Origin of the sequence: Pandoraea iniqua (assembly GCF_902459685.1) — a bacterium.
Taxonomy (GTDB): domain Bacteria; phylum Pseudomonadota; class Gammaproteobacteria; order Burkholderiales; family Burkholderiaceae; genus Pandoraea; species Pandoraea iniqua.
This window is the reverse complement of sequence record NZ_CABPSF010000012.1, coordinates 83404-108060: the sequence shown is the minus strand read 5'-3', so window position 1 is coordinate 108060 and position 24657 is coordinate 83404. Positions and strand designations below refer to the sequence as shown.

Below are 24657 nucleotides of genomic sequence, written 5' to 3'. Positions count from 1 at the left end.
GGAGCGGGAGACGAGTCTCGAACTCGCGACCTCAACCTTGGCAAGGTTGCGCTCTACCAACTGAGCTACTCCCGCATTTTCATGCGTACTACCAATCCACACTACTCAAAATTTCGCTGCCGGGCTAACGCCGTAGCAGCGAGAAGGAGATTATGTCCAAACGTCGATTCAGTGTCAAGCACCTGCACTGAAAATTTGTGAAGAATTTTCTCCCCCACCGCGCAAATCCCGCACTTTCAGCGACTTACGCTCACATATCACCCCCGCCACGCTCCCGGATCTGCGGCCACGCGCGGCGCAAGTAATACAGCATCGACCACAACGTCAGCACCGCCGCCACGTAAATCAGCCACGTGCCCCAGAACCGCGAGTCGAAACGCAACCCGTTCCACACCACCGTCCCGTTAAACAGCAACAACGGAATCGCCACCATCTGCGCCGCCGTCTTGATCTTGCCCAACTGATGCACCGCCACGCTGCGCGACGCGCCAATCTGCGCCATCCACTCGCGCAACGCCGAAATCGTGATCTCGCGGCCAATGATGATCAATGCCACCAACGCATTGATCCGCCCCATCTGCAACAACATCAACAGGGCCGCCGCCACCATCAGCTTGTCAGCCACCGGGTCCAGAAACGCCCCGAAGGCCGACGTCTGGTTCCAGCGGCGCGCCAGAAACCCGTCAAACCAGTCGGTCAGCGCCGCCAGCACAAAGATCGCGCACGCCACCCAATTCATTTGGACCGGCGTCAGACAAGTGGTCGGCAAGTAGTAAACGCCAACCACAAGCGGGATCAGCACGATCCGAAGCCAGGTCAGGAATATGGGGACATTAAAAGGCATGGCAGCATGAGTTCGGCAAACGGCAGTCGACACACGGCGCACTCGGCAGCCGTACCAGACCCGCATTGTGCCGTGTATGCCCCGCAGCGACAAGGCCGAGGCACCGCTGCCCGGTTGACATATGCGTGACTGTGCCCCTATCTTGCTCGCAACCACCCGCCATTAGCTCCGATCTCGTGAAACTGCTCTGGTCGTCTCTGCCCGCCCTGCGGCGCCGCTTGCTGCCGCCGCACGTGATCGTCAGCCTGCTGGTCGGCCTCAACGGGCTGCTGCTCGTCGCCTCCGTCCTGCTGCGCGTGCCCGGCAGCTTACTCGTCGACCTCTTCGTGCGCGGCGACCTCTCGGCGCTGGAGCGCATCGAAGCCCGTCATCTGCCCCGCCTGCTCTTCGGCCTGAACGCCATCGAGCGCATCGACTTTTCTCACCTGCCCCGTGCGCTTGTCGGCCTCTCGCTCGTCGCCCTCGCCTGTGGGCTGGTCATCCGCGCGCGCACCGCGTGGGCATTTTCGCTCGTGATGCTCACCCTCGCAGCGATCATCAACGTTCATCTCAATATCCGCTTCGACCTGACCTTCGCCCTGTCGATCGTCTGTGTGCTGTTGCTGCTCTGGTACTGGCGCGAATTCGATCGCGCAAGTTTCGCCGCCGCCACGCTCTACACGCTCGTCGCCGTGTTCGCGCTGATCGTCTACGCCACGTTCGGCACGATGTATCTCGGCAGCGAATTCGCCCCGCACGTCACCGATCTGGCGACCGCTTTCTACTTCGCCATCGTCACGATGACGACCGTCGGCTACGGCGACATCGTGCCGCACTCGACAGACGCCCGGCTCTTCACGGCGTCCGTCATCATCTTTGGGATCAGCGTGTTCGCGACGTCGCTCACGGTGGTCATCGGTCCGCTCGTCGGCGGCAATCTCAAGAAAATTCTCGCGGGGAGATTTACTCACGTGATCCGCAAACAACACTTCATCGTGGCCGGTGCGTCGCCGCTCGCCATCAACGTACACCACGAACTCACCAAACGCGGCTGGCCCGTCACGGTCATCATCGCGAGCGGTGTGGATAATCCGTATCCGGAAGACGCCGACGTGATGCACGGCGACGCCAGCGACAACGCCGTGCTCACGCACGCCGGCATCGAACACGCGAAAGCCGTGCTCGCCCTGCGTGCCGACGATTCGGAGAACGCGTTCATCGTGCTTGCCGCCAAGGAAATCGCGCCCACGGTGCGGACCATCGCGTCGGTCAACGACAGCAAGCACCTGAGCAAGCTCAAGCGCGTGCAGCCCGACATGATCTTCGCGCCCCCCGTCGTCGGCGGCGAGTTACTCGCGCGCACGCTCTCCGGCGAGACGGTCGATAACGATACGGTGATGCGCCTGCTGTTTCATGGCGACACCGATAAGTGAGGGGTGGCGATTGATACCGCGTCGGCGGCGATGGTTAGCCGCCGCCCGTGGACGCCACCCGTCTCAGTGCAGTTGACGGAAGATCTGCTCGGCCAACGTCGTGGAAATGCCTTCCACGCTGGCGAGTTCGTCAACGCTTGCCGAGGCCACGCCTTGCAGGCCGCCAAAACGCATCAGCAGGCGCTGACGGCGTTTCGCGCCTATCCCTTCGATCTCTTCAAGCCGTGACGTCTGACGTGCCTTTGCTCGCTTGGCACGCATCCCCGTGATGGCGAAGCGGTGCGCCTCGTCGCGAATCTGTGCAATCAGCATCAGCACCGCACTCTCGCGCCCAAGCTCCAGCGGCGCACGGCCATCGGCGAAGACCAAGGTCTCGAGCCCGACTTTGCGGCCTTCGCCCTTGGCAACACCGACCAGCCGGCCAATGTCGATACCCAACTCGACGAACACCTGACGCGCCACTTCCACCTGCCCCTTGCCACCGTCGATCAATACCAGTTGCGGCAGATTGGCTTCAACATCGGATACGTCCGAAGGTGCTGCCGCGTCTTTCACAAGGGTGTCTGCCGTTGCGCCGGTGTCGTGCGAGTCCTGCGAATCCCCCCCTGACGAGGTGTCGGGCATGACCGCCGTCTCGGCTTCGGCACGCGCCACGTCAGCCGCAACGGACGACGGGTCTGCCGCATCGCTCACCTTCTCGGCTGCCGCCTCCATCAGACGGCCATAGCGCCGCGTGAGCACCTGACGCATCGCCGCGTAATCGTCACCGGGCGTGATCCCCGTGATGTTGTAGCGACGGTATTCGCTGGTTTGCATCTTGTGATGGTGGAACACCACGCACGACGCCTGCGTCGCCTCACCCTGCGTATGGCTGATGTCGAAGCACTCCACGCGCAGCAATGCTGCGTCGTCGATGTCGAGCCCGATCGTCTGCACCAGCTCACGCGTGCGCGCCTGCTGACTGCCCTGCTCGGTCAGCAAGCGTGTGAGCGCCAGTTGTGCGCCTTGCTCCGCCATGTCGAGCCATGCGCGGCGTTGGCCCTGCGGTTGACGCACCATGACGATACGACGCCCGGCCTGCTCGGAAAGCACCGTCAGCAATTCGTCGCTGGGCAGCGCGTGACTCATCACCAGCACCGGCGGCACCGATTGGCCCAGATAGTGCTGCGCCACAAAGGCTTCCAGCAGACGCGATTCGAGCGACGCCGCCGGCGTATCGGACGGCATATCCGACGCGATCTCGGGGGCGAGGGTCGATTCTGCGTCGATGGCGGTGTCGGTGATGTCGGTGGCGGCGGTGGAGTCGGTGTTGTCAGTGTTGTCGGCCGCATCAACGGGTTGCGTCACCGCTGCCGGTACGACTTCGTCTTCGTCGAATTCGTCGGCGATGCCGCCCTCGACGCCACGCTCCACGTGCGCAGGGAAATACGCCTTGTCACCCAAATGACGGCCGCCGCGCACCATCGCGAGGTTCACGCAAGCGCGGCCACCGGCGTAGGCGACGGCAAGAATATCGGCATCGACATCGCCCGCCGTTTCCACCGACTGCTGTTGCAGCACGCCCGAGAGCGCCTGCATCTGATTGCGAACGACGGCCGCCTGCTCGAACTTGAGTGCCTCGGCGTAAGTCATCATCTTCGCTTCGAGAGCGCCGAGCACTTCCTTCTGACGGCCGGAGAGGAACGCCGCGGCGTTGTTCACATCGCGCGTGTAGTCCTCATCGTTGATCGCGCCAACGCACGGGGCGCTGCAACGCTCGATCTGATGCAACAGGCAGGGGCGCGTGCGATTGGTGAACACCGAGTCTTCGCACGTGCGCAGTTGAAACACCTTTTGCAGAATCTGGATGCTCTCGCGCACCGCCCACGCACTCGGGAATGGACCGAAGTATTGCCCCCGGCGATCGACCGAACCGCGGTAGTACGCCATGCGCGGATACTTATGCTGCGTGAGCTTGAGGAACGGATACGACTTGTCGTCGCGGAACAGGATGTTGTAACGCGGGTGCAGCGCCTTGATCAGGTTGTTTTCAAGCAGCAGTGCTTCGGTCTCGGAGCGAGTGACCGTCGTTTCAAGCTTCGCAATGCGCGCCACCATCAACGCAATACGCGGCGAAAGCTGCGTCTTGTTGAAGTAGCTCGACACCCGCTTCTTCAGATTGCGTGCTTTGCCAACGTAGAGAACGTTGCCTGCCGCGTCGTAGTAACGATAAACGCCCGGCAAGTTTGGCAACTGGGCGAGCACCTTGCGCGCGTCGAAAGCGGGGGCGTCATCGGCTTTAGCCTTCGTGACATCTTGCTCGGGCGCGGGCGCCTGCGCAGCCTTCGCCTCGGGGGCGGCTTGCGCTTTACGAGACTTGCGGGGTGGCGTGACGTCGTTGGCGTCTTCGGTCATGAACTCTGGAAATCTGGAGCGTCCTGCAAGCGAGTCAAGCCGCGTTCGATTCGCCGTTGGCGTGGGCGCTGCGGCGTCGTCACGCGTCACAAGGACTAGAATCGCAAGTTTAGACCAATCCGCGTCACCGCCTCGTAATGTCCCTGCCCACGCCTCACCTCGATTCGCCGCCCGCCGCTTTGCCCCTCGTGCCGCGCTGCGATCTCTTCTGTACTGTCGTCGACAATTTCGGCGACATCGGCGTGTGCTGGCGACTCGCCCGGCAACTGGTGCGCGAGCACGGCTGGTCGGTGCGGCTGTGGGTCGACGACCTGACGAGCTTCCGCTATCTGCGCCCCGACATCGATCCGACTTTGGCGCAGCAACGCTGTGACGGCGTCGACGTGCGGCATTGGCCCGCGGACTTCGGCACCATCACCGAAAATAACGCCCCGGGCGATATCGTCATCGAAGCGTTCGCGTGCAATGTGCCCGACAGCTACGTTCGGGCCATGCACGCGCGCAAACAAGCCGGACGCGCGCCCGTGTGGATCAATCTGGAATACCTGAGCGCCGAGGATTGGGTGGAAGACTGTCACTTGCAGCGCTCGATCCACCCGCAACTCGGCTTGATCAAGACGTTTTTCTTCCCCGGCTTCACGAAGCGCACCGGCGGGCTGGCGCGTGAGCGTGAGTTGTTCTCCCGGCGCGACGCTTTTTACGCGTCCCCCGAATTGCGCGACGGCTGGTGGCAACGCACGCTGGGATTGAACGCCGCGCCGAAGGAAGCCCTCGTCGTATCGCTGTTTGCGTATGAGAATGCGCAGCTTCCGGACTTGTTGGCGCAATGGGCCGACAGCGCTACCCCGGTGGTGTGTCTGGTGCCGCAAGGACGCGTTGCCCCTGCCGTCGGTGCTTGGTTCGGGCGCGATGCGCTGGGCGCGCGCGAGTCGGCTACCCGGGGTTCGCTGACGGTGTACGGCTTGCCGTTCGTCCCTCAGGCCGATTTCGACGCGCTGCTGTGGGCATGCGATCTGAATTTCGTGCGGGGCGAAGATTCGTTCGTCCGGGCGCAATGGGCGGCGAAGCCGTTCGTCTGGCACATCTACCCGCAAGACGACAACGTTCACCACACGAAGCTCGATGCGTTTCTTGGCCGATATCTGGCGGAGAACGCCGATCCAGCCACGGCCGACATTGCCCTGACGCAGACCTCGCGCGAAGCCCTGCGGACTTTCGTGCATCTCTGGAACGGCTATGCCCAGACGCCGCCCGACTGGCCTGCACTGGCCGCCGCCCTGCCAGCGCTCACCGGCCATGCACGTGGCTGGGCGAGCCGGCAGGCGGCCCTGCCCGACCTTGCGCGACAGTTGGCAAGCTTCGTGGAAAATCAGGTAAAATAGCTGGTTTTTCAACGCTTTGCTGCTGAACCTGCTGCCCCGGACCATTCCGGGCGGGCGCGGGAATCAAGCGGCGAATGAGCGTATGGAAGCGCTCAACAAGCGGCAAATCGCTTATTTCGTCACAGGATCTCGTTTTTTATGAAAACCGCTCAAGAACTCCGCGTCGGCAACGTCGTCATGATCGACGGTCAGCCGAACGTCGTGCTGAAGACCGAATACGTCAAGTCGGGCCGGAACTCCAGCGTCGTGAAGTTGAAGTACAAGAAGCTGCTGGCCGAAGGCCGTGGCGAACTCTCGTACAAGGCTGACGACAAGTTCGACGTCGTCATGCTCGACAAGAAGGAAGTCACCTACTCGTACTTCGCCGACCCGATGTACGTGTTCATGGACGCCGACTACAACCAGTACGAAGTCGAAGCCGAAAACATGGGCGACGCCATCAAGTATCTGGAAGACGGTCTGGCTTGCGAAATCGTGCTGTACGACGAAAAGGCCATCTCGGTTGAACTCCCGACCACGCTCGTGCGCAAGGTTGAGTACACCGAACCGGCCGTCAAGGGCGACACCTCCTCGGGCCGCGTGCTGAAGACCGCCAAGATCAACGATCTGCTCGAAATTCAAGTGCCGCTGTTCGTCAACACGGACGATCTGATCGAGATCGACACCCGTACCGACGAATACAAGAGCCGCGCTTAAACGTTTGCCACGCGCCCGTGCCGTCCCCGGATGGCACAGCGCGAGGTGCAACGCGGTAGCCACAAAAAAGCGCTCGCCCCTTTGGGGTCGAGCGCTTTTTGTTTGGGTGCGAACGCCGGCACGAATACCGGCGTGTGCGGCGGAAATTACCCGCCGAACGTCTCGGCGATCAGTCGCTTCGCCGCCTGATACTCCGGCTGCGCGAGCATCTTCTCCCAGCCATGCACCTTGCCGCGGCCCTTGAGATGCTTGATACGGCGCTGTGACACCGTGTCGATATCCGTCTTCATTTCACGCAGCAGACGGTCAGCCTTCTCCGGGCTGTTGCAGATAAGCACCATGTCGCAGCCAGCGTCCAGCGCGGCGTGCGCGGCGGTGACTACGTCGCCTGCGGCGCTCGCGCCTTGCATCGACAAGTCGTCGCTGAAGATCACGCCGTCGAAAGCGTACTTGCCACGCAGAATCTCCTTGAGCCACTTGGCGGAGAAGCCCGCCGGGTTCGGATCGACCTGCGGGTAGATCACGTGCGCGGGCATGACGGCGGCGAGCGACATGCCGAGCCAGTCGTACGGCTGCGCATCGACCGAGAGGATTTCGTCGAGCGAGCGTTCGTCGACCGGAATCTCGTGATGCGAGTCGGCCGCCACAAAACCATGCCCCGGGAAATGCTTGCCGCAATTCGCCATACCGGCGAGCAGCAGGCCGTGATTCAGACTCTTGGCGAGCATCGCCACAACGCGCGGATCGCTGTCGAAAGCGCGGTCGCCGATCACCTGCGACGTGCCGTAGTCGAGATCGAGCACCGGCGTGAAGCTCATATCGATATCGCACGCACGCAGCTCAGCGGCGAGCACATACCCGACCGCCGTCGTGACGCGCGTCGCCTTGAAGACGTCGTCGTGCCACAGCTTGCCAAGCTTGCCCATCGCGGGCAGATGCGTGAAGCCGTCAGTGCGAAAGCGCTGCACGCGCCCGCCTTCGTGATCGACCGCAATCAGGATGTCGTCGCGCACTTCACGAATCTGTTTCGTGAGCGAGCACAGTTGCGCGCGGTCGTCGAAATTGCGCGCGAACAGGATGACACCCCCGGTCAACGGATGGTCGATGCGGCGAATGTCGTCTTCGCTAAGGGTCAATCCGACGACATCCAGCATCACCGGACCCGGCCTGCGCTTCGTCATTGCGTATTCTCCGATGCAATCTTGCGTGAAGCGATCGCGAACGCGACCGCATATTCTTTTTCATCCGTGATCGAAATCTCGATCGACAGTTGCCGTGCGGCCAGCCATTCGGCCAACTCGCCCGATGCCACCACCACGGGCTTGCCCGACGGCGCGTTGAGCGTTTGCACAGCGCGCCACGTCATCGGCCAGCGCATGCCGAGGCCAATGGCCTTCGACACAGCCTCTTTCGCAGCGAAGCGCGTGCACAAGTACGCGAGGCCACGAACGGCAGAGCGGTTCTGACGCGCGTGATAAACCTTGAGTTCCTCCGGCCCCAGCACCCGCTCGGCAAAGCGCCCGCCGGTACGCTCCATCACACCCACCACGCGGCTGATCTGAAGGATGTCGGTACCCACGCCGTAGAGGGTGGTCGGCTCGGCCGGCGCAATCGATGGCGCCGGCGTAGCGCCTTGGCTAGCGCCGGGCGCATCGGGGGCATCGGAGGCAGCGGGCCTGTCGGGCGGGGGCGTGTCCTGAATACTCATGGGAACGGGTTAGGGTTCGCGTTTGCGTGAGTGCAGTAACTGCCTGCGAGCGCAGCCGTCAGGCCGCTCAGCCGCGAGCCGCAATGCGGCTGGCAACCATGATCGCTTTCATCTCGCGCACGGCATTTTCCCAGCCGGCGAAGATCGCGTGCGCCACGATGGCATGCCCGATGTTCAACTCACTGATGCCTTCGATGGCAGCGATGGGCTGCACATTTTCGTAGTGCAGGCCGTGGCCGGCATTCACTCGAAGACCCAGCGACACACCGAGCGCGACCGCACGTTCGATGCGGGTGAACTCGGCTTCCCGGTCGGCTTCGTCGTGCGCTTCGGCGTAACGCCCAGTGTGCAATTCGACCACCGGTGCGCCCATGCGAGCCGCCGCACGAATCGGTGCCTCTTCCGGATCGATGAACAACGACACGCGGCTGCCCGCCTCGCTGAGTCGCTGCGTGGCTGCGGTCACCTGATCGTAGAGCCCCACGACATCCAGCCCGCCTTCGGTGGTGAGCTCCTGACGGCTTTCCGGCACGAGACACACGTCGTGTGCCTTCACCTTGCACGCGATGGCGAGCATCTCTTCCGTCACCGCGCATTCGAGGTTCATGCGCGTCTTGAGCAGACCGCGCAAATTCGTCACATCGTCATCGCGAATATGGCGGCGGTCTTCACGCAGGTGCAACGTGATGACGTCCGCGCCCGCCTCTTCGGCCAGCAACGCCGCCTTGATCGGGTCGGGATATGTCGTGCCACGCGCGTTACGCACCGTGGCGACGTGATCGATGTTCACCCCAAGGTCGATGGGGTTGCCGTGAAAGAAGAGGCTCATAGTTTTTGCAGGTCGAGCAGGATCTGCCGGGTATTGAGCGGCACGCCGCCCAAGTGATGGTTGAGAAGAAAGCGCATGAGCAGCTTGCTTTGCTGCACGGTCTGCGCGCGCGTGTAGTCGTCTTGTTCCATGTCGAGCAACGTCTGGCCACTCACCACCGGCCAGTCGGACAACTCGTCGCCACGCGCCGGCCGCACCCCCCAATCGGGGTGAAACACGTACTGACGCTCGGGCACCACTTTGCCGCGCGTCTGCGTGCACCGGTCGAACGCCACGGCGTAACCGGTCTCGCGCAGCAACACGCGCTCGAAGGCGCGCAGGATGATGCCGGCCGGCTCGCCATGGGCGAGGTGGTGCAACGTCGTCAGGTAATGCTGGAAGAGCTTGTCGTGCGGATCGTCGCGCGCGCAAAACTTCACCAGAAGTTCGTTCAGGTAGAAACCTGAGAGCAGCGCGTCGCCTTCGAGCGGGCGCAGGCCACCCACCCATTCGGCCTTGGTCAGCGTGCGCAGTTCGCCCTTGCCGAGCCATGCCAGCGAGAGCGGCTGAAACGTTTGCAGCGCGCCGCGCAGCGCCGAATGCGGACGCTTGGCCCCTTTCGCGACCAATGCGATACGGCCGTGATCACGCGTGAGCACGTCGATGATCAGGCTGGTTTCGCGGTACGGATAGCTATGGAGCACGAAGCCCGGCTGCTCGGACACGCGACTTTGCTCGCGCTCCGCAGCCCGCGCCGGTGAAGGTGCACGGCGCACGCGTTTAGTGGTCTTGGTGGCCTTGGTGGCCTTGGCCGTCTCGTCAGCGTTGGCAGGCGGCTCGGTATCACGCCTGCCGTGGCCCTTGCCCGCAATCTCGGCCTCGCGAAAGGCTTCCGACGCTTCGTCGTCGACCACCCGCGTCGCAGCGCTGGACGCGCGCGAGGGGCGAGTGGGACGTGACGGGCGGGCCGGTTGAGATGATGTCTGAGACATCGGAGACGTCGGAGACATCTGAGATGGGGATGCGGTCCGGGCAGCCGACGCGTTGCCGCCCGTCGGCGTCAGGTCGGCCGACGTGGCAATCTCGTCACGAGTCGTGTCGAGTTCACTCGTAGCCATACGCCCGCAGGCCGGCCTCATTGTCGGCCCAACCGCCCTTGACCTTGATCCAGACTTCCAGATACACGCGGCCGTCGAAGAGCTTCTCCATATCGATGCGCGCGTCGGTGGAAATCTGCTTGAGCTTCGCACCCTTGTTCCCGATGATCATCGCCTTGTGGTTGTCGCGGTCGACCAGAATCGTCGCGAAAACGCGGCGCAGATTGCCTTCCGTTTCAAACTTGTCGATGATCACCGTGCTCGTGTACGGCAGTTCGTCGCCGGTCCAGCGGAAAACTTTTTCGCGCAGGATTTCGGCCGCCATGAAGCGCTCGCTGCGATCGGTCAGATCGTCTTCGCCGTAAATCGGCTCGCCTTCGAGCAGGTACGGACGCAGTACGCCAAGCAGACGCTTGATGTCGTCGGCACGCTTCGCCGAGAGCGGAATGATTTCACGGAAATCGCGCACGGCACCCACTTTTTGCAGGAACGGCAGCATCTCGGCGCGATCAGTAATACGGTCGAGCTTGTTGATGATCAACAGCACCGGCACGTTATCGGGCAGGAGCTTCATCACCTTCTCGTCGTCCGGACCGAAATTGCCCGCTTCAATGACGAACAGCACGATGTCCACGCTCGACAGCGTCGACGTGACCGCGCGGTTGAGCGAGCGGTTCAGCGCCGTGGCGTGACGTGTCTGGAAACCCGGGGTATCGACGAAGATGTACTGGGCGTCGTCCGTGGTGCAGATGCCGGTGATGCGGTGGCGCGTGGTCTGCGCCTTGCGTGAGGTAATGCTGATCTTTTGACCGACGAGGGCGTTGAGCAGCGTCGATTTGCCGACGTTCGGACGCCCGACGATCGCCACGGTCCCGCAGCGAAAATCCGTCTTATCGTTCATGTTTGGAAACTCTCGTGATAGGGGCCGGCGTCATGCACCGTCCCCTTGAATGGTACTCAGGCGGCTGCCGGTGGTTGCTTTGCAGCTTCGACCTTGTCTGCCGCTTTGTCTGCCGACTTGTCTGTCGCCTTTTCAGTCGCTTTGTCGGCTACCTTGTCGGCTACCTTATCCGCGGCCGGCATCGCGACACGCGCTGTGCCATGACCATGCGCGGCGGTCATCGCCGGCACCGGAATGCTGGCTTTGGTATCCCTGGCGTCCTTGGCATCCTTCGACGCGTCCTTCGCCTGCGACTCCGGCGACGGTGCACCCGCGGCCTGATCGGCCTTCTTCGCCTCCGACGCCGCAGCCTTCGCTGCCCGCTTCTTGGCGGCCTTCGCGCTCTTCTCGGCCTTGGGCTTCGCGAGCGCCGGCATCTTCTGCACTTCTTCAAGCGCCTTCTTGGCCGCCGCTTGTTCGGCCGCCCGGCGGCTTGCGCCTGCGCCGCCCACCTTGATGTCGAGCTTCGGCACCGCACACTCGACTTCGAATTGCTGGTTGTGCGCCGCGCCGTGCGTGGCCGTCACCGTGTATTGAGGCAGCGCGATCTTGTGACCTTGCAGATACTCCTGCAACAGCGTCTTTGCGTCCTTGCCGAGCGTTCTCGGATCGACGTGTTCGAGCACCGGCGTGTACAGACGCTCGATCACGGCGTACGCCGCTTCGAATCCGCCATCGAGGTACATCGCACCAAACAGGGCTTCGAGCGTGTCGGCCAGAATGGACGGACGGCGGAAACCGCCGCTCTTCAGTTCACCCTCACCGAGTCGCAGAAACTCGGAGACGCCCAACACCTGCGCAATTTCGTACAGCGACTGCTGCTTGACGAGATTGGCCCGCACACGCGACAGATCGCCTTCGTCGAGCTTGGGATAACGACGGAACAGAATGGCCGCAACGGAACAATTCAGAATGGAATCGCCGAGAAACTCCAGCCGCTCATTATTGGCGGCACTGTGGCTACGATGCGTCAGTGCTTGGCAAAGCAATTCCGCATCGTGGAAGCGATACTGGAGGCGTTCTTCCAGTTGATTCAGTGATTGAGGCATGGCGCAAGTATAGCGCGACGCTCCCGCCCCGGCGCGCGTCGTCGCCAAGAAACGACGGGCGAAACCGCCGTCCGACGGGCTTTTCAGACTCGCGTGAGGACGGTGGCTCAGACAACGCCGGAGGGATAACGGAGAGATCCCCCCAACCGGCCAAGCCAGCCGCATGATTGAATACAAAATTAGAAACAATAATGCGGAAATCAGCGATTTATCGCCAATCTCCGCATTAATAACTCACCGCTTCCGGATTGCCCACGTCAGTGGGCGTCCTTGGCACCTTCCAATTATCGGAAGCCGCCCAGACGCTTGAGGTTCGAGAAATTCATCCAGATGAAGAATGCCCGGCCCACGATATTCTGCTCGGGCACAAAGCCCCAGTAGCGGCTGTCCGCGCTGTTGTCGCGGTTATCGCCCATCATGAAGTAGTTGCCCGGCGGCACCTTGCAGATCACGCCCTGACTGTTGTACTGGCAGTTCTGCTTGTTCGGGAAATCGTCGGCACCCATGATGTACGGCGGCACGTTCGGATCGTTCAGGATGCGATGCTTCACGCCGCCCACTGTCTCTTCGAACTGCTTGTAGTAAGCGATGTGCTCGTCGTCGAAGAAGTCCGGCAGCGCCGTCTCCGGCACCGGCACGCCATTGACCGTGAGCTTCTTATTCTCGTAGGCCACCACGTCGCCCGGCACACCGATCACGCGCTTGATGTAGTCCATGGACTCATCTTTCGGGTAGCGGAACACGACCACGTCGCCGCGCTTCGGCTCGCCCAGATCAATGACCTTCTTATTGATCACCGGCAGGCGAATGCCGTAGTCGAACTTGTTCACGAGGATGAAGTCGCCCACCAGCAGCGTCGGAATCATCGAGCCCGACGGAATCTTGAACGGCTCGACCACGAACGAGCGCAGCACGAACACCGCAAGAATCACCGGGAAGAAGCTCGCCGAGTATTCAAGCCACCACGGCTGACGCAGCTTCTCGTCACGCACCTTGGCGCGCGCACTCGCGAGTGCACCGCTCTCCTGCACGCCCGAGCCCTGAATGCCGGACCCCTGCAATACAAGCTGCTGCTGATCGAATTGCGTCACCGCCTGCTGTGCTGCCCGGCGGCGCGCCGGTTGAAACACCAACTTGTCGGCCACCCAGGCCACCCCGGTAACCAGCACCAGGATCAAAAGAATCAGGGCGAAATTCATGCGGGACCTGTCGCTACGTTATTTGTCTTCGACTTGCAAAATGGCGAGGAACGCTTCCTGCGGAATTTCCACATTCCCCACCTGCTTCATACGCTTCTTACCAGCCTTCTGTTTCTCCAGCAGCTTCTTCTTACGCGAGATGTCGCCGCCATAACACTTGGCAAGCACGTTCTTGCGCAACGCCTTGATGTTCTCACGCGCGATGATGTTCGCGCCAATCGCAGCCTGAATTGCCACATCGTACATCTGACGCGGGATGATTTCGCGCATCTTCGCCGCGACCTGATTGCCACGGCGACGGCTTTCCGAACGGTGAACGATGATCGATAGTGCGTCGACCTTATCGCCGTTGATCAGCATGTCGACTTTGACCACGTCCGACGAACGATATTCCTTGAATTCGTAATCCATCGACGCATAACCGCGCGACACCGACTTCAGACGATCGAAGAAGTCGAGCACGATTTCCGCCATCGGGATTTCGTAGATCAGTTTGACCTGACGGCCGTGATATTGCATGTCGAGCTGCAAACCGCGTTTTTGCTGGCACAACGTGACCACGGAGCCCACGTACTCTTGCGGCATGTACAGGTTGACCGTGACGATCGGCTCGAGAATCTCTTCGATACGGCCCGGGTCCGGCATCTTCGACGGGTTCTCGACGGTGATCGTCGTGCCGTCACGCTGCACGACCTCATAAATCACGGTCGGCGCCGTGGTGATGAGGTCCATGTCGAATTCGCGCTCCAGACGCTCCTGCACGATTTCCATGTGCAGCAAGCCCAGAAAGCCGCAACGGAAGCCGAAGCCCAGCGCCTGCGACACTTCCGGCTCGTATTGCAGCGACGCGTCGTTGAGCTTGAGCTTCTCGAGCGATTCGCGCAGTGCGTCGTACTGGTTGGCTTCGACCGGATACAGGCCCGCGAACACCTGCGGCTTCACTTCCTTGAAGCCCGGCAGCGGTTCGGCGGCCGGCTTGGTCGTGGTGGTCACAGCGTGCGTGACGGTGTCACCGACCTTGGCAGCGTCCAGTTCCTTGATGCCCGAGACGATGAAGCCCACCTGACCGGCCGACAGCGACTCGCGCTGTTGCGAACGCGGCGTGAACACACCGACCTGCTCGACCGGATAGGTCGCGCCAGTGGCCATCAGTTGAATCTTTTCCTTCGGCTTGAGCGTGCCGTTGACCACGCGCACCAGCATCACGACGCCCACGTAGTTGTCGAACCACGAGTCGATGATCAGTGCTTGCAGCGCGGCCGTGGCGTCGCCCTTGGGCGGCGGCACCTTGGCGATGAGGGCTTCGAGCACCTCTTCCACGCCCAAACCCGTCTTGGCCGAGCAACGCACCGCGTCGGTCGCTTCGATGCCGATGACGTCTTCGATTTCCTGAATCGCGTTCTCGGGTTCGGCCGACGGCAAATCGATCTTGTTGAGCACCGGCACCACTTCCACGCCCAGTTCAATGGCGGTGTAGCAGTTGGCAACCGTTTGCGCTTCCACCCCCTGCGAGGCGTCGACCACGAGCAGCGCGCCTTCGCAGGCGGACAGCGAACGGCTCACTTCGTACGAAAAGTCGACGTGTCCCGGCGTGTCGATCAGGTTCAGGTTGTAGATCTTGCCGTCGCGTGCCTTGTATTGCAGCGCTGCGGTCTGTGCCTTGATGGTGATGCCACGCTCGCGCTCAAGGTCCATCGAGTCGAGAACTCGGGATTCCATTTCACGATCGGACAAACCGCCGCTCAGCTGGATGATGCGATCGGCCAGGGTCGATTTCCCATGGTCGATGTGGGCGATGATCGAAAAATTGCGGATATGGTCCATGAGGCGGGGCTAGAGAAAAGTCGGTGCCATGAAGATTCGGCTCGGCAGCGGCTTTCGAGAGAATCGGCTAACACGACATTTTAGCCGAAAGCGCGGTCATTCCGGCCGAAATCGCGTGCATCGCGGCGTTTCATCGGTGGGATTGGGGGAGCCGCCCCCGGGTACCGTCGGGGATGGCTCGGCAGATAGTTGACCTACGGCGCGCGCAATGCCGCTTGCACGGCGGCGGCGTCAAAACGATAGCGGCACAATTCGCGCTCGCCCAGTGCCAGGACCGGCACGATTTCGTCATATATCGCTTCGAGTACCGGATCGCTGTCGACGTCTACGACCGTTACTGAGAAGTCCCACGCCGGGCGCATGGCCTCCAGCGCCGCGAGCATGTCATCGCACAGATGACACCACTTGCGGCCATAGAGGGTCAGCGCCGGCGCGGTCATCGCTGTCAGATCCGTCAACCGCGACCGACTTACTTGCCGGCGGCCGGTGCGCGCGGACGCAACGGCACGAACTGCGTAGCATCGCCACGGCGCACGAGAATCGGCACCAGACGCTTCGGATCGAGCGCCTTGACCACTTCTTCAAACTGCTTCGCGCTCGTGATATCGGTATCGCCCACCCGCAGGATGATGTCACCCTGCTGCAGACCGGCGCGGCCGGCCGGGCCTTCCGACAACTCAACCTGCACGCCGCCGCGCAACTTCAAGTCCTTCTTCTGCGCATCACTCAGATCGGATACCACCAGACCCAATGCATTCGGGTGCGGGGTATCGGCGCTGCCGCTTTGCGCTTTCGACGCCTTCGGTGTGTCGACATCGGCCTCGGCAATCGTAATGCGCAGATCCTGATTCTTGCCCTTGCGCAGCACTTGCAACGTCGCACTCGCGCCCGGCTTGGTGTCGCCCACCATCCGCGGCAGGTCCGTCGCGTGATCGACGGGGCGGCCGTCGAACTTCATGATGATGTCGCCCGGCTGCACGCCCGCCTTTTCGGCCGGGCTGCCCGGCTCGATGCTGCGCACCAGCGCACCCTGCGCACGCGGCAGACCCAGCGAATCGGCCACGTCCTTGCTGACCTCGCTGATCGCCACGCCGATACGGCCGCGCACGACCTTACCTGTCTTCTTGAGCTGGTCGGCCACGCGCATCACTTCGTCGATCGGAATCGCGAACGAAATGCCCATGAAGCCGCCCGTCTGGCTGTAGATCATCGAATTGATACCGACGACCTCACCGCGCATGTTGATCAGCGGACCACCCGAGTTGCCCGGGTTCACCGCCACATCGGTCTGGATGAACGGCAGGTAATCGCCGGTGTCGCGGCCCTTGGCCGACACGATCCCAGCGGTCACGGTGTTTTCCAGCCCGAACGGCGAACCGATCGCAACGACCCATTCGCCGACCCGCAACTTGTTCGAATCGCCGATCGGCACCATCGGCAGATCCTTCGCTTCGACCTTGACCACCGCGACGTCGGTGCGCTTGTCGGCGCCGACCAGCTTGGCCTTGAATTCGCGCTTGTCGGTCAGCGTGACGTAGATGCTGTCGGCGCCATCGACCACGTGCGCGTTGGTCATGATGTAGCCGTCGGCGGACACGATAAAGCCCGAACCCACGCCGCTGTTCTGCTCTTCGTCCGGCTGCGGCTGACCACGCTTGGGCGCACCGCCCTTCGGGCCCGGCTGCGGCATCGGCACACCGAAGAAGCGACGGAACAACTCGGCCATATCGTCGTCCATGCCGGGTGGCATACCGCGCTGGCTGCGACTGACGCGCTCAGTCGTACGAATGTTCACGACGGCAGGACCGACGCGATCGACGAGCTGAGTGAAATCGGGGAGGTTGGCCAGCGGCGCGAGGGCTGCCGGGGCAGCCGATCCAATGGCTGGCGCCGAGGCCGGTGCGGCGAAGGCGGCGGGCGCTCCCGCCAAGGAGGCGGTCATAACGCCGCCGAGCATGACACGAAGCAGGAGAGTCTTCTTCATTGGAAGATCGTAGTGCGCGATAGTCTGGGAATCCCTGAGGGCAACGTTGTCACGCACACGGCTATCGCTGCCATGTGCACCTCGCTGCCCGGGCCGCTCCGTCGCCGGCGGCGGCCCGCCCGGCAGCCGATTACTTCGCCGGCTGCTTGAATTCGATACTTGCAGCGAACTGTTGCAGGGTGGCCTGCGGCACTTCGCCGAGCAAGGTCAGCCAATAGTCGCCGTGGCGCTTGATGAGGATGTTGGTCGCCCCAGCGCTGCCGTGGCCTTCCTTGCGGTCACGCGTGGCCGGCTCGATAAACACCGAAAGTCCTGCCATGCCGTCGGAATATACCACCTGCTGCACATCCAGCGGTTTGCCATCGGCCGTCGAGCGCATCGTGCGGCGCACTTCGCGCACGGCCTTGAAGCCCGGCACCTTCTTATCGACATCGATGCTCCAGCCCGCATCGGACAGATGCGTCGGTGCGATCTGCGGCTTGATGACATGCCAGCCGTGCGTTGCCTGAATGGCATGCACGATGCGCGCCTTCTCGCTCGGCACGCCAATCGAGATCTGCGAGAACGCCGCCTGCTCGAGCATGTGGCCGTCGGCGTCGATGGTCTGCGCACGCAGCAGCAGGCCAGTGTTGCGATCTGCCCACAGTCGGTAGCCGAAACGGTACTCGTCCTTCGGCGTCAGCTCGATCACCACGCAATCGAACCCGGCCATGCGCTCGTTCGGCAGCGCCTTCGGCGTGTAGAAATCGAGAACGTCGCGAGTGGGCGTTGCGAGCAATGCCGGGAACGAATCCTTGCTCTCGCGCTTTTCCTGGAAGACGGTCTTCTGTTCAGGAATCAGCGTGTAGACATCTTCGTTCTGCCGGAGAATGCGGCGCTGGCGACCATCGAGGGTTTCGAGTTCTTCATACTCGTTACCCTTGTCGGCAAAGTGACTGATCTTCGACGAACGCATGGTCGAGCCACGCTGATAGACGAAGGTGCCGACGTAATTCTGGGTCTGCGCGGCGCGATGGATCTTGTTGAGCCACGCGCTGACTTCGCGCCGCTCGACCAACGGGTCGGCCGACGGCGCCGAAGCCTGTGCCCACGCCTGCGATTGCAGCGTGGAGACCAGCAGGAAGGCAAACAGGAAGAAAGTGCGCCCCAAGGGCGCACGCGGCAAGGATTCGATACTCAGGCGCTGCATTTATTCATCCGCTTGCGCCGAGGCTCGCATATAAGGAGACACGCTCTGGCCGATCGGCGCCGGAGCGTATTGCTGATGCGCGGCCAGGTACTGGTCCAGGCGCGCATCGCGCAGCACGATCAGATCGTTCGGACCCGCACCGTTGGCGGCCGCGGCCACAGCCGCTTGCGGCTGCTGCGTGAGCGTCACACGGGTCAGGTTCGCACCACCGGTGGCAGCCGACGGCGCCGCCGTCTGTGCCAGCACCTGCGGTTGTGCACCGCCGGCCGGGTGATCCTGTAAGCGCGGCACTACGACCCACGACAGCGCAGCGACCGCCGCAGCGGCAGCGGCCGTCGGCAGAACGCGACGCACACGCAGGAACGGATTGATACGGGTAATGCGCGAGCCGGCATTGCGTGCCGCTTGCGCGGTGCTCGCCTGAACATCGGCCAGTGCGGCCGGTGCGAGCAGATGCGGCTCGGCTTCGAGGCGTGCGGCGAACGAGGCCATGAAGGCCGATTCCGAACGCGGTAGTGCCAATTCATCGGAACGCAGTGCGTCCCCGATCAGGTGGTAGTCGTCCCACAGAGGCCGGCCCGAAGTGTCAGCCTCATCCAGCAGGGCTGCCAACTCGTCCGCATCGAATTCCCCGTCAACCAACGCGGAAATCCGCTCGGCTTGCAGCCCCCGCTGCGTTTGCACCGTCGCTGATCCCATGATATCCCCCAACGAAAATAACTTCCCCGGCGGCGCGCTCACCAGCGCTTACCGTCAGGCGTGTCCAGCAGCGGCCTGAGCCGGCTGGCAATCGCTTCACGCGCCCGGAAAATTCGCGAACGGACCGTTCCGATCGGGCACCCCATGGCTTCGGCGATCTCTTCGTAGCTCAAACCCTCGATTTCTCGCAGGGTAATTGCCGTTCGAAGTTCATCGGGCAAAGCCTCCATCGCCGTGTTGACCGTTTGAGCAATCTGCTTGCTCATCAGCATCGACTCAGGCGTGTTGATATCCCTTAGTTGATCGGCCTCGGCAAAAGTTTCCGCTTCTTCAGCGTTTGCTTCAGTCGAAGTCGGTGCACGGCGCCCCTGCGTGGCCAGGTGGTTCTTCGCCGTGTTGACAGCAATACGATACAGCCAGGTATAGAACGCCGACTCGCCACGAAACTGCGGCAAGGCACGGTAGGCCTTGATAAAGGCCTCCTGCGTCACATCCTCGACTTCGGCGTGATCGCGCACGAGCCGCGATACGAGGCGGATGATCTTGCGGTGATATTTCGCGACCAGCAGCTCGAAGGCGGCTTTGTCGCCTTTTTGCACGCGCTCGACAAGCGCCTGGTCGATTTCTCGTTCACTCACCTGATATGGATCCGTTTTTTCTCTGGCTGCCAGATCCGGTCGGATCTGATTGCACCATGGCGGCACCTGCCGCCACAGCTGGATATGTCTTGTACGCCGCACGCCCGGGCACACTCACCGGCGCGTGGGTAGCGGAACGGGACGCCTGCGCGGCGTCCCGCGAACTTAGACTCGCTGGAAGACCAGCGTGCCGTTAGTCCCGCCAAAACCGAAAGAGTTCTTCAATGCGACATCAATTTTCATGTCTCGGGCCACGTTTGCGCAGTAATCCAGATCGCAAGCGGGGTCCTGATTGAAGATATTGATCGTCGGCGGCGACTTTTGATGATGCACAGCCAACACGGTAAACACCGACTCCAGACCACCGGCGCCACCCAAAAGGTGACCGGTCATCGATTTGGTCGAATTCACCACGACTTGCTTGGCGGCATCGCCCATCAGGCGCTTCACAGCGACCGTTTCGGCGATATCGCCCAGCGGCGTCGACGTGCCGTGTGCGTTGACGTAGTTCACCGCGTCGGCGTTGATACCGGCGTCGCGCAACGCATTCTTCATCGAACGCAGGGCGCCGTCGCCGTCTTCGCACGGTGCGGTCATGTGGTACGCGTCGGCGCTCATGCCGAAGCCAGTCAGCTCGGCGTAGATCTTCGCGCCGCGCGCCTTGGCGTGCTCGTACTCTTCGACCATCATCACGCCGGCGCCTTCACCCAGCACGAAGCCGTCGCGATCGCGATCCCACGGACGGCTCGCCGTCGCCGGATCATCGTTGCGCTCCGACAGGGCCTTCATGGCGGCAAAGCCACCGATGCCCAACGGCGAAACGGTCGACTCGGCACCCCCGGCGAGCACGGCGTCTGCATCGCCGTACTGGATCATGCGCGCGGCTTGACCAATACAGTGAAGACCCGTCGTGCAGGCCGTGACGATGGCAAGGTTCGGGCCCTTCAGGCCGAACTTGATCGACAGGTGACCCGAGATCATGTTGATGATCGAGCCCGGCACGAAGAACGGGGAGATCTTGCGCGGACCGCCCTCGATAAGCGACTTATCGGTGTCCTCGATCATCGGCAGACCGCCGATGCCCGAACCGACCAGCACACCAATACGCTCGGCATTGGCTTCGGTCACTGCGAGGCCGCTGTCTTCGAACGCTTGAATGCCGGCAGCAAGCCCGTAATGGATAAACGTATCCATACGGCGGGCTTCCTTCGCGGAAATGTACTTCTCGGTCTCGAAGTTCTTGACTTCGCCCGCGAAGTGCACCCGATGGTTGGTCGAATCGAACTTCGTGATGTTGGCGATGCCCGAGCGGCCGGCGACCAGATTATCCCAACCTTCGGCAACAGTATTGCCGACCGGCGAGATCAGGCCCAGACCAGTAATGACGACGCGACGACGACTCACGATACTCCCCTTCTTCTGCTGGGTCATACAAAACAAAAGCCACAGAGGCGACAGGGTCCGACCCCGTGCTCCCTGCGGCTGACAGGCATCCCTGGCGCCGGGAACCGGTCGGCGCTCCGGCCGGCCAGGCGATCCGTAGGCCCCGTTTAGGCCTTGACGTGCGCGCTCGCGTAATCGATCGCTTGCTGCACGGTGGTGATCTTTTCAGCTTCTTCGTCCGGGATTTCCATGCCGAACTCTTCTTCCAGGGCCATCACCAGCTCAACCGTATCGAGCGAGTCGGCACCCAGGTCATTCACAAAGCTCGATTCGTTCTTGATGTCTGCTTCGGCAACGCCAAGTTGTTCCGCGACGATCTTCTTGACGCGTTGTTCAATGTTTTCCATGCAACCCTCCGGGGTAGTTAGTTCAGACAAGTGCGCGCATTTTAACAGGTTTGCCAAGCAAAGTTAGCACGCGCCAAATAATGTTCAATGTCGCGCAAAATCACGTAATTCCACCGTTATTTACGCGACCTGTCGTTAATTCATAAACATGCCGCCGTTCACGTGCAGCGTGGTGCCGGTGATGTAACCGGCCTGCGGCGACGCGAGGAACGCTACGGCATTCGCGATATCTTCCGGCGCGCCCAGACGGCCCAACGGAATTCGCGCCTTCAGCGCTTCGTGCTGGGCTTCGCCCAACGCCTTGGTCATGTCGGTATCGATGAAACCCGGTGCCACACAATTGACCGTGATGTTTCGGCTGCCGATCTCGGCGGCCAACGAACGGGACATCCCTGCCACACCCGCCTTGGCGGCCGCGTAGTTGGCCTGCCCCGGGTTGCCGGCCGAGCCGACCACCGAGGTCACGTTGATGATGCGGCCGTTGCGGGCCTTCATCATCGGCTTGATCACGGCACGCGACAGACGGAAGATCGCCTTCAGGTTCGTGTCGATGACGTCGTCCCACTCGTCGTCCTTCATGCGCATCGCGAGGTTATCGCGCGTGATGCCGGCATTGTTGACGAGGATGTCGAGCTTTCCGTATTGCTTGAGAATGCCGTCGAGCGCTGCGGCCACGCCTTCAGCGTCGGTTACGTTCAGAACGATGCCTTTTCCCGAAATACCGGCTTCGGCGAAATATGCGTCAATGCCCTTCGCGCCCGCTTCGCTCGTGGCGGTGCCGACGACGGTGGCGCCCTGACGGGCCAGTTCGAGTGCGATGGCACGGCCGATGCCGCGCGAGGCACCCGTCACCAGCGCCACATGATTGTCGAGTTGCTTGCTCATGAGAGGAATACCTTTGCCTGTTCTTTGCCGATTGCTTACGAGAGCTGGCCGCGCACGTCGGCGAGCGATGCCGGGTCGGTGATCGCCAGCCCCGTGAGGTTGCCGTCGATACGCTTGGTCAGACCGGTGAGCACCTTGCCCGGACCGCACTCGACCACTTGCGTCACGCCTTGGCCCGCGAGCCACTTGACCGACTCGACCCAGCGCACCGGGGCAGCGGCCTGACGGACCAGCGCGTCTTTGATACGGGCGACGTCGGTTTCGACCGCGACATCCACGTTATTGACGAGCGGGATTTGCGGTGCGTTGAACGTCACGCCCGCCAGATACTCGCGCAGGCGATCCGACGCCGGCTTGAGCAACGACGAGTGGAACGGCGCCGACACCGGCAGCACCAGCGCACGCTTGGCGCCCGCGGCTTTGGCCAGTTCGCACGCCTTTTCGACGCCCGCCTTGGCACCCGCGATCACCACTTGCGCCGGGGCGTTGAAATTGACCGCCTCGACCACGCCGGCCGCCGACGCTTCGGCGCAGACGTTGCGCACGGTGTCGTCGTCCAGACCGAGAATCGCGGCCATGCCGCCCTGACCGACCGGCACGGCTTCCTGCATGGCTTGCGCGCGGAAACGCACGAGCGGCACGGCATCCTTGAAGGCGATCACGCCGGCAGCCACCAAGGCGGTGTACTCGCCAAGGCTGTGACCAGCCACGAACGCCGGCACGGCGCCGCCCTCGGCCAGCCACGCGCGGTACATCGCGTAGGCGGCGGTGAGCATCACCGGCTGGGTATTGGTGGTGAGGTTCAGATCTTCGGCGGGGCCAGCGGCAATCAGCTTGGCCATATCCTGCCCGAGGGCATCCGAAGCTTCGGCGAGCGTCTCGCGCACGACGGTGTTGTCACCGAAGGCGTCCAGCATGCCCACCGATTGGGATCCTTGTCCCGGGAAAACGAAAGCGAATGTCATAGCGCTTGGGTTTGCAGTCAGATTCAGGAAACGACGCGGCGCATTGTCGCGCGTCGTCGTGACGCGCGAGGCGGCATCGGTGCATGGCCGGCACTCCTCTGCGGAATGCCCGACACGCGCACGACACCGCTGCGCCGGAGGGCTTTTACATGCGGAACAGCACCGCGCCCCAGGTAAAGCCGCCGCCAACGCCTTCGATCATGACGTTCTGGCCGGGCTTGATGCGGCCGTCGCGAACCGCCACGTCAAGCGCGAGCGGAATCGAGGCAGCCGAGGTATTGCCATGCTGGTCGACGGTGACGACCATTTTGTCTTCGGGCAGACCCAGCTTGCGGGCCGTGCTCGTCATGATGCGCAGGTTGGCCTGATGCGGAATCAGCCAGTCGATCGCCGACTGCTCCAGTCCGGCCTTCTCCAGGGCCTCGTGGGCCACTTTCTCCAGCACCTTGACGGCCAGCTTGAACACCGCCTGGCCATCCATATAGAGGAACGCCTCACCCTGCACCGCGCCGGCATTCACATTGCCCGGCACGCACAGAATGTTCGAGTGGCTGCCGTCGGCGTGCAGTGCGCTCGACAGAATGCCCGGCTCGTCGGAGGCTTGCAGCACAACCGCGCCGGCACCGTCGCCGAACAGCACGCAGGTGGTGCGATCGTTGAAATCGAGAATCCGCGAGAACGTCTCGGCACCGATCACCAGCACATTGCGGTGGGCGCCGGCGCGGATGAAGTTATGCGCCGTGGCCATCGCGTAAGCGAAACCCGAGCACACAGCCTGCACGTCGAACGCCGCACACCCGTTGGTGATGCCGAGTTTGTTCTGCACGAGGCAGGCCGTGCTCGGGAACACGAAGTCGGGCGTGGAGGTGGCAACGATGATCAGGTCGAGCTGGTTGGCGTCGAGTCCGGCCATCTCGAGCGCACGCTTCGCGGCCTCGGTGGCCATGTCGCTGCTGCTCTGATCAGGCGCCGCGAAATGCCGGGCCTTGATACCGGTGCGCGCGACGATCCACTCGTCGCTCGTCTCGATGCCGCGCGTGGCAAGCTCGTCAGCCAACTGCTGGTTGGTCACGCGTCGTGCCGGCAGGTAGCTGCCGGTACCGATGACACGGGAATGAATCGCGGACTGGGTCATCTTGAGATCGGTTGATCGG

The 24657-nt window shown here is 62.4% G+C and carries 23 protein-coding genes and 1 tRNA gene; 3 read left to right on the top strand and 21 right to left on the bottom strand.

The window, feature by feature from the left end; all coding sequences use genetic code 11:
• Positions 1–2: 2 nt before the first annotated feature.
• Both PIN31009_RS27085 and pgsA read right to left on the bottom strand, forming a co-directional pair.
• Positions 3–75 (bottom strand) — tRNA-Gly (locus tag PIN31009_RS27085).
• 175 nt (positions 76–250) lie between these two features.
• Complete coding sequence (pgsA, locus tag PIN31009_RS27080; RefSeq protein WP_150686373.1) at positions 251–844, bottom strand: CDP-diacylglycerol--glycerol-3-phosphate 3-phosphatidyltransferase; 594 nt, start codon at positions 842–844, stop codon at positions 251–253.
• A gap of 176 nt (positions 845–1020) precedes the next feature.
• On the opposite strand from pgsA, the gene kch reads away from it, so the two are divergent.
• Complete coding sequence (gene kch, locus PIN31009_RS27075; protein ID WP_246185883.1) at positions 1021–2256, top strand: voltage-gated potassium channel protein; 1236 nt, start codon at positions 1021–1023, stop codon at positions 2254–2256.
• A 63-nt stretch (positions 2257–2319) separates the two neighbouring features.
• Here kch and uvrC read toward each other — a convergent pair whose 3' ends face one another.
• Positions 2320–4650 (bottom strand): excinuclease ABC subunit UvrC, encoded by a 2331-nt coding sequence (gene uvrC, locus PIN31009_RS27070; RefSeq protein ID WP_150792103.1) that lies wholly within the window; start codon positions 4648–4650, stop codon positions 2320–2322.
• Between the two features lie 137 nt (positions 4651–4787).
• On the opposite strand from uvrC, the gene earP reads away from it, so the two are divergent.
• The gene (earP, locus tag PIN31009_RS27065; RefSeq protein WP_150686371.1) at positions 4788–6032 is read left to right on the top strand and encodes an elongation factor P maturation arginine rhamnosyltransferase EarP; all 1245 of its coding nucleotides are present in this window, start codon (positions 4788–4790) and stop codon (positions 6030–6032) included.
• A 138-nt stretch (positions 6033–6170) separates the two neighbouring features.
• Positions 6171–6728 carry an elongation factor P gene (efp, locus tag PIN31009_RS27060; protein WP_150686370.1) on the top strand — a complete coding sequence of 186 codons (558 nt, stop codon included), beginning with the start codon at positions 6171–6173 and terminating at the stop codon, positions 6726–6728.
• A gap of 146 nt (positions 6729–6874) precedes the next feature.
• Here the strand turns inward: efp and nagZ are convergent, their stop codons facing one another.
• The 18 genes from nagZ to PIN31009_RS26970 form a co-directional block, all read right to left on the bottom strand.
• On the bottom strand, positions 6875–7909 hold the full coding sequence (gene nagZ / locus PIN31009_RS27055; protein ID WP_150792102.1) for a beta-N-acetylhexosaminidase: 1035 nt from the start codon (positions 7907–7909) through the stop codon (positions 6875–6877).
• Positions 7906–8436 (bottom strand): holo-ACP synthase, encoded by a 531-nt coding sequence (gene acpS, locus PIN31009_RS27050; protein ID WP_425495518.1) that lies wholly within the window; start codon positions 8434–8436, stop codon positions 7906–7908. Before acpS ends, nagZ begins: the two co-directional genes overlap by 4 nt.
• 67 nt (positions 8437–8503) lie before the next feature.
• Positions 8504–9265, bottom strand: coding sequence for a pyridoxine 5'-phosphate synthase (gene pdxJ / locus PIN31009_RS27045; RefSeq protein WP_150792101.1), 762 nt, complete (start codon positions 9263–9265; stop codon positions 8504–8506).
• Positions 9262–10236 carry a DNA repair protein RecO gene (recO, locus tag PIN31009_RS27040; RefSeq protein ID WP_246185882.1) on the bottom strand — a complete coding sequence of 325 codons (975 nt, stop codon included), beginning with the start codon at positions 10234–10236 and terminating at the stop codon, positions 9262–9264. The genes pdxJ and recO overlap by 4 nt, the downstream gene beginning before the upstream one ends.
• A gap of 112 nt (positions 10237–10348) precedes the next feature.
• Positions 10349–11242 carry a GTPase Era gene (era, locus tag PIN31009_RS27035; protein WP_058375940.1) on the bottom strand — a complete coding sequence of 298 codons (894 nt, stop codon included), beginning with the start codon at positions 11240–11242 and terminating at the stop codon, positions 10349–10351.
• A gap of 56 nt (positions 11243–11298) precedes the next feature.
• A complete protein-coding gene (gene rnc, locus PIN31009_RS27030) occupies positions 11299–12330 on the bottom strand; it encodes a ribonuclease III (RefSeq protein WP_150792100.1) in 1032 nt (343 codons plus the stop codon).
• Between the two features lie 284 nt (positions 12331–12614).
• Complete coding sequence (lepB, locus tag PIN31009_RS27025; protein WP_150792099.1) at positions 12615–13529, bottom strand: signal peptidase I; 915 nt, start codon at positions 13527–13529, stop codon at positions 12615–12617.
• Positions 13530–13547: 18 nt separating this feature from the next.
• Positions 13548–15353, bottom strand: coding sequence for a translation elongation factor 4 (gene lepA / locus PIN31009_RS27020; RefSeq protein ID WP_150792098.1), 1806 nt, complete (start codon positions 15351–15353; stop codon positions 13548–13550).
• A 194-nt stretch (positions 15354–15547) separates the two neighbouring features.
• On the bottom strand, positions 15548–15793 hold the full coding sequence (locus PIN31009_RS27015) for a glutaredoxin family protein (RefSeq protein ID WP_150792097.1): 246 nt from the start codon (positions 15791–15793) through the stop codon (positions 15548–15550).
• 29 nt (positions 15794–15822) lie between these two features.
• The gene (locus PIN31009_RS27010) at positions 15823–17295 is read right to left on the bottom strand and encodes a DegQ family serine endoprotease (protein WP_246185888.1); all 1473 of its coding nucleotides are present in this window, start codon (positions 17293–17295) and stop codon (positions 15823–15825) included.
• A 172-nt stretch (positions 17296–17467) separates the two neighbouring features.
• On the bottom strand, positions 17468–18526 hold the full coding sequence (locus PIN31009_RS27005; RefSeq protein WP_150686363.1) for a MucB/RseB C-terminal domain-containing protein: 1059 nt from the start codon (positions 18524–18526) through the stop codon (positions 17468–17470).
• A complete protein-coding gene (locus PIN31009_RS27000; RefSeq protein WP_150792095.1) occupies positions 18527–19225 on the bottom strand; it encodes a sigma-E factor negative regulatory protein in 699 nt (232 codons plus the stop codon).
• Between the two features lie 38 nt (positions 19226–19263).
• Positions 19264–19863, bottom strand: a complete 600-nt coding sequence (gene rpoE, locus PIN31009_RS26995; protein WP_150686361.1) for an RNA polymerase sigma factor RpoE — start codon at positions 19861–19863, stop codon at positions 19264–19266.
• Positions 19864–20028: 165 nt separating this feature from the next.
• On the bottom strand, positions 20029–21267 hold the full coding sequence (fabF, locus tag PIN31009_RS26990) for a beta-ketoacyl-ACP synthase II (RefSeq protein ID WP_150792094.1): 1239 nt from the start codon (positions 21265–21267) through the stop codon (positions 20029–20031).
• Between the two features lie 146 nt (positions 21268–21413).
• A complete protein-coding gene (gene acpP, locus PIN31009_RS26985; RefSeq protein WP_150686360.1) occupies positions 21414–21653 on the bottom strand; it encodes an acyl carrier protein in 240 nt (79 codons plus the stop codon).
• 135 nt (positions 21654–21788) lie between these two features.
• A complete protein-coding gene (gene fabG / locus PIN31009_RS26980) occupies positions 21789–22538 on the bottom strand; it encodes a 3-oxoacyl-ACP reductase FabG (protein ID WP_150686359.1) in 750 nt (249 codons plus the stop codon).
• Positions 22539–22573: 35 nt separating this feature from the next.
• The gene (fabD, locus tag PIN31009_RS26975) at positions 22574–23503 is read right to left on the bottom strand and encodes an ACP S-malonyltransferase (RefSeq protein WP_150792093.1); all 930 of its coding nucleotides are present in this window, start codon (positions 23501–23503) and stop codon (positions 22574–22576) included.
• Between the two features lie 145 nt (positions 23504–23648).
• Positions 23649–24638 (bottom strand): beta-ketoacyl-ACP synthase III, encoded by a 990-nt coding sequence (locus PIN31009_RS26970; protein ID WP_150792092.1) that lies wholly within the window; start codon positions 24636–24638, stop codon positions 23649–23651.
• Between the last annotated feature and the right edge of the window lie 19 nt (positions 24639–24657).

Coding starts and splice junctions, on each gene's coding strand:
- PIN31009_RS27005 (WP_150686363.1), bottom strand. CDS start 18,526: ATGCAGCGCCTGAGTATCGAATCCTTGCCGCGTGCGCCCTTGGGGCGC.
- pgsA (WP_150686373.1), bottom strand. CDS start 844: ATGCCTTTTAATGTCCCCATATTCCTGACCTGGCTTCGGATCGTGCTG.
- recO (WP_246185882.1), bottom strand. CDS start 10,236: ATGTCTCAGACATCATCTCAACCGGCCCGCCCGTCACGTCCCACTCGC.
- acpP (WP_150686360.1), bottom strand. CDS start 21,653: ATGGAAAACATTGAACAACGCGTCAAGAAGATCGTCGCGGAACAACTT.
- acpS (WP_425495518.1), bottom strand. CDS start 8,436: ATGAGTATTCAGGACACGCCCCCGCCCGACAGGCCCGCTGCCTCCGAT.
- PIN31009_RS27015 (WP_150792097.1), bottom strand. CDS start 15,793: ATGACCGCGCCGGCGCTGACCCTCTATGGCCGCAAGTGGTGTCATCTG.
- PIN31009_RS27000 (WP_150792095.1), bottom strand. CDS start 19,225: ATGGGATCAGCGACGGTGCAAACGCAGCGGGGGCTGCAAGCCGAGCGG.
- lepA (WP_150792098.1), bottom strand. CDS start 15,353: ATGGACCATATCCGCAATTTTTCGATCATCGCCCACATCGACCATGGG.
- PIN31009_RS27010 (WP_246185888.1), bottom strand. CDS start 17,295: ATGACCGCCTCCTTGGCGGGAGCGCCCGCCGCCTTCGCCGCACCGGCC.
- earP (WP_150686371.1), top strand. CDS start 4,788: ATGTCCCTGCCCACGCCTCACCTCGATTCGCCGCCCGCCGCTTTGCCC.
- fabD (WP_150792093.1), bottom strand. CDS start 23,503: ATGACATTCGCTTTCGTTTTCCCGGGACAAGGATCCCAATCGGTGGGC.
- fabG (WP_150686359.1), bottom strand. CDS start 22,538: ATGAGCAAGCAACTCGACAATCATGTGGCGCTGGTGACGGGTGCCTCG.
- PIN31009_RS26970 (WP_150792092.1), bottom strand. CDS start 24,638: ATGACCCAGTCCGCGATTCATTCCCGTGTCATCGGTACCGGCAGCTAC.
- uvrC (WP_150792103.1), bottom strand. CDS start 4,650: ATGACCGAAGACGCCAACGACGTCACGCCACCCCGCAAGTCTCGTAAA.
- pdxJ (WP_150792101.1), bottom strand. CDS start 9,265: ATGAGCCTCTTCTTTCACGGCAACCCCATCGACCTTGGGGTGAACATC.
- era (WP_058375940.1), bottom strand. CDS start 11,242: ATGAACGATAAGACGGATTTTCGCTGCGGGACCGTGGCGATCGTCGGG.
- lepB (WP_150792099.1), bottom strand. CDS start 13,529: ATGAATTTCGCCCTGATTCTTTTGATCCTGGTGCTGGTTACCGGGGTG.
- rnc (WP_150792100.1), bottom strand. CDS start 12,330: ATGCCTCAATCACTGAATCAACTGGAAGAACGCCTCCAGTATCGCTTC.
- efp (WP_150686370.1), top strand. CDS start 6,171: ATGAAAACCGCTCAAGAACTCCGCGTCGGCAACGTCGTCATGATCGAC.
- nagZ (WP_150792102.1), bottom strand. CDS start 7,909: ATGACGAAGCGCAGGCCGGGTCCGGTGATGCTGGATGTCGTCGGATTG.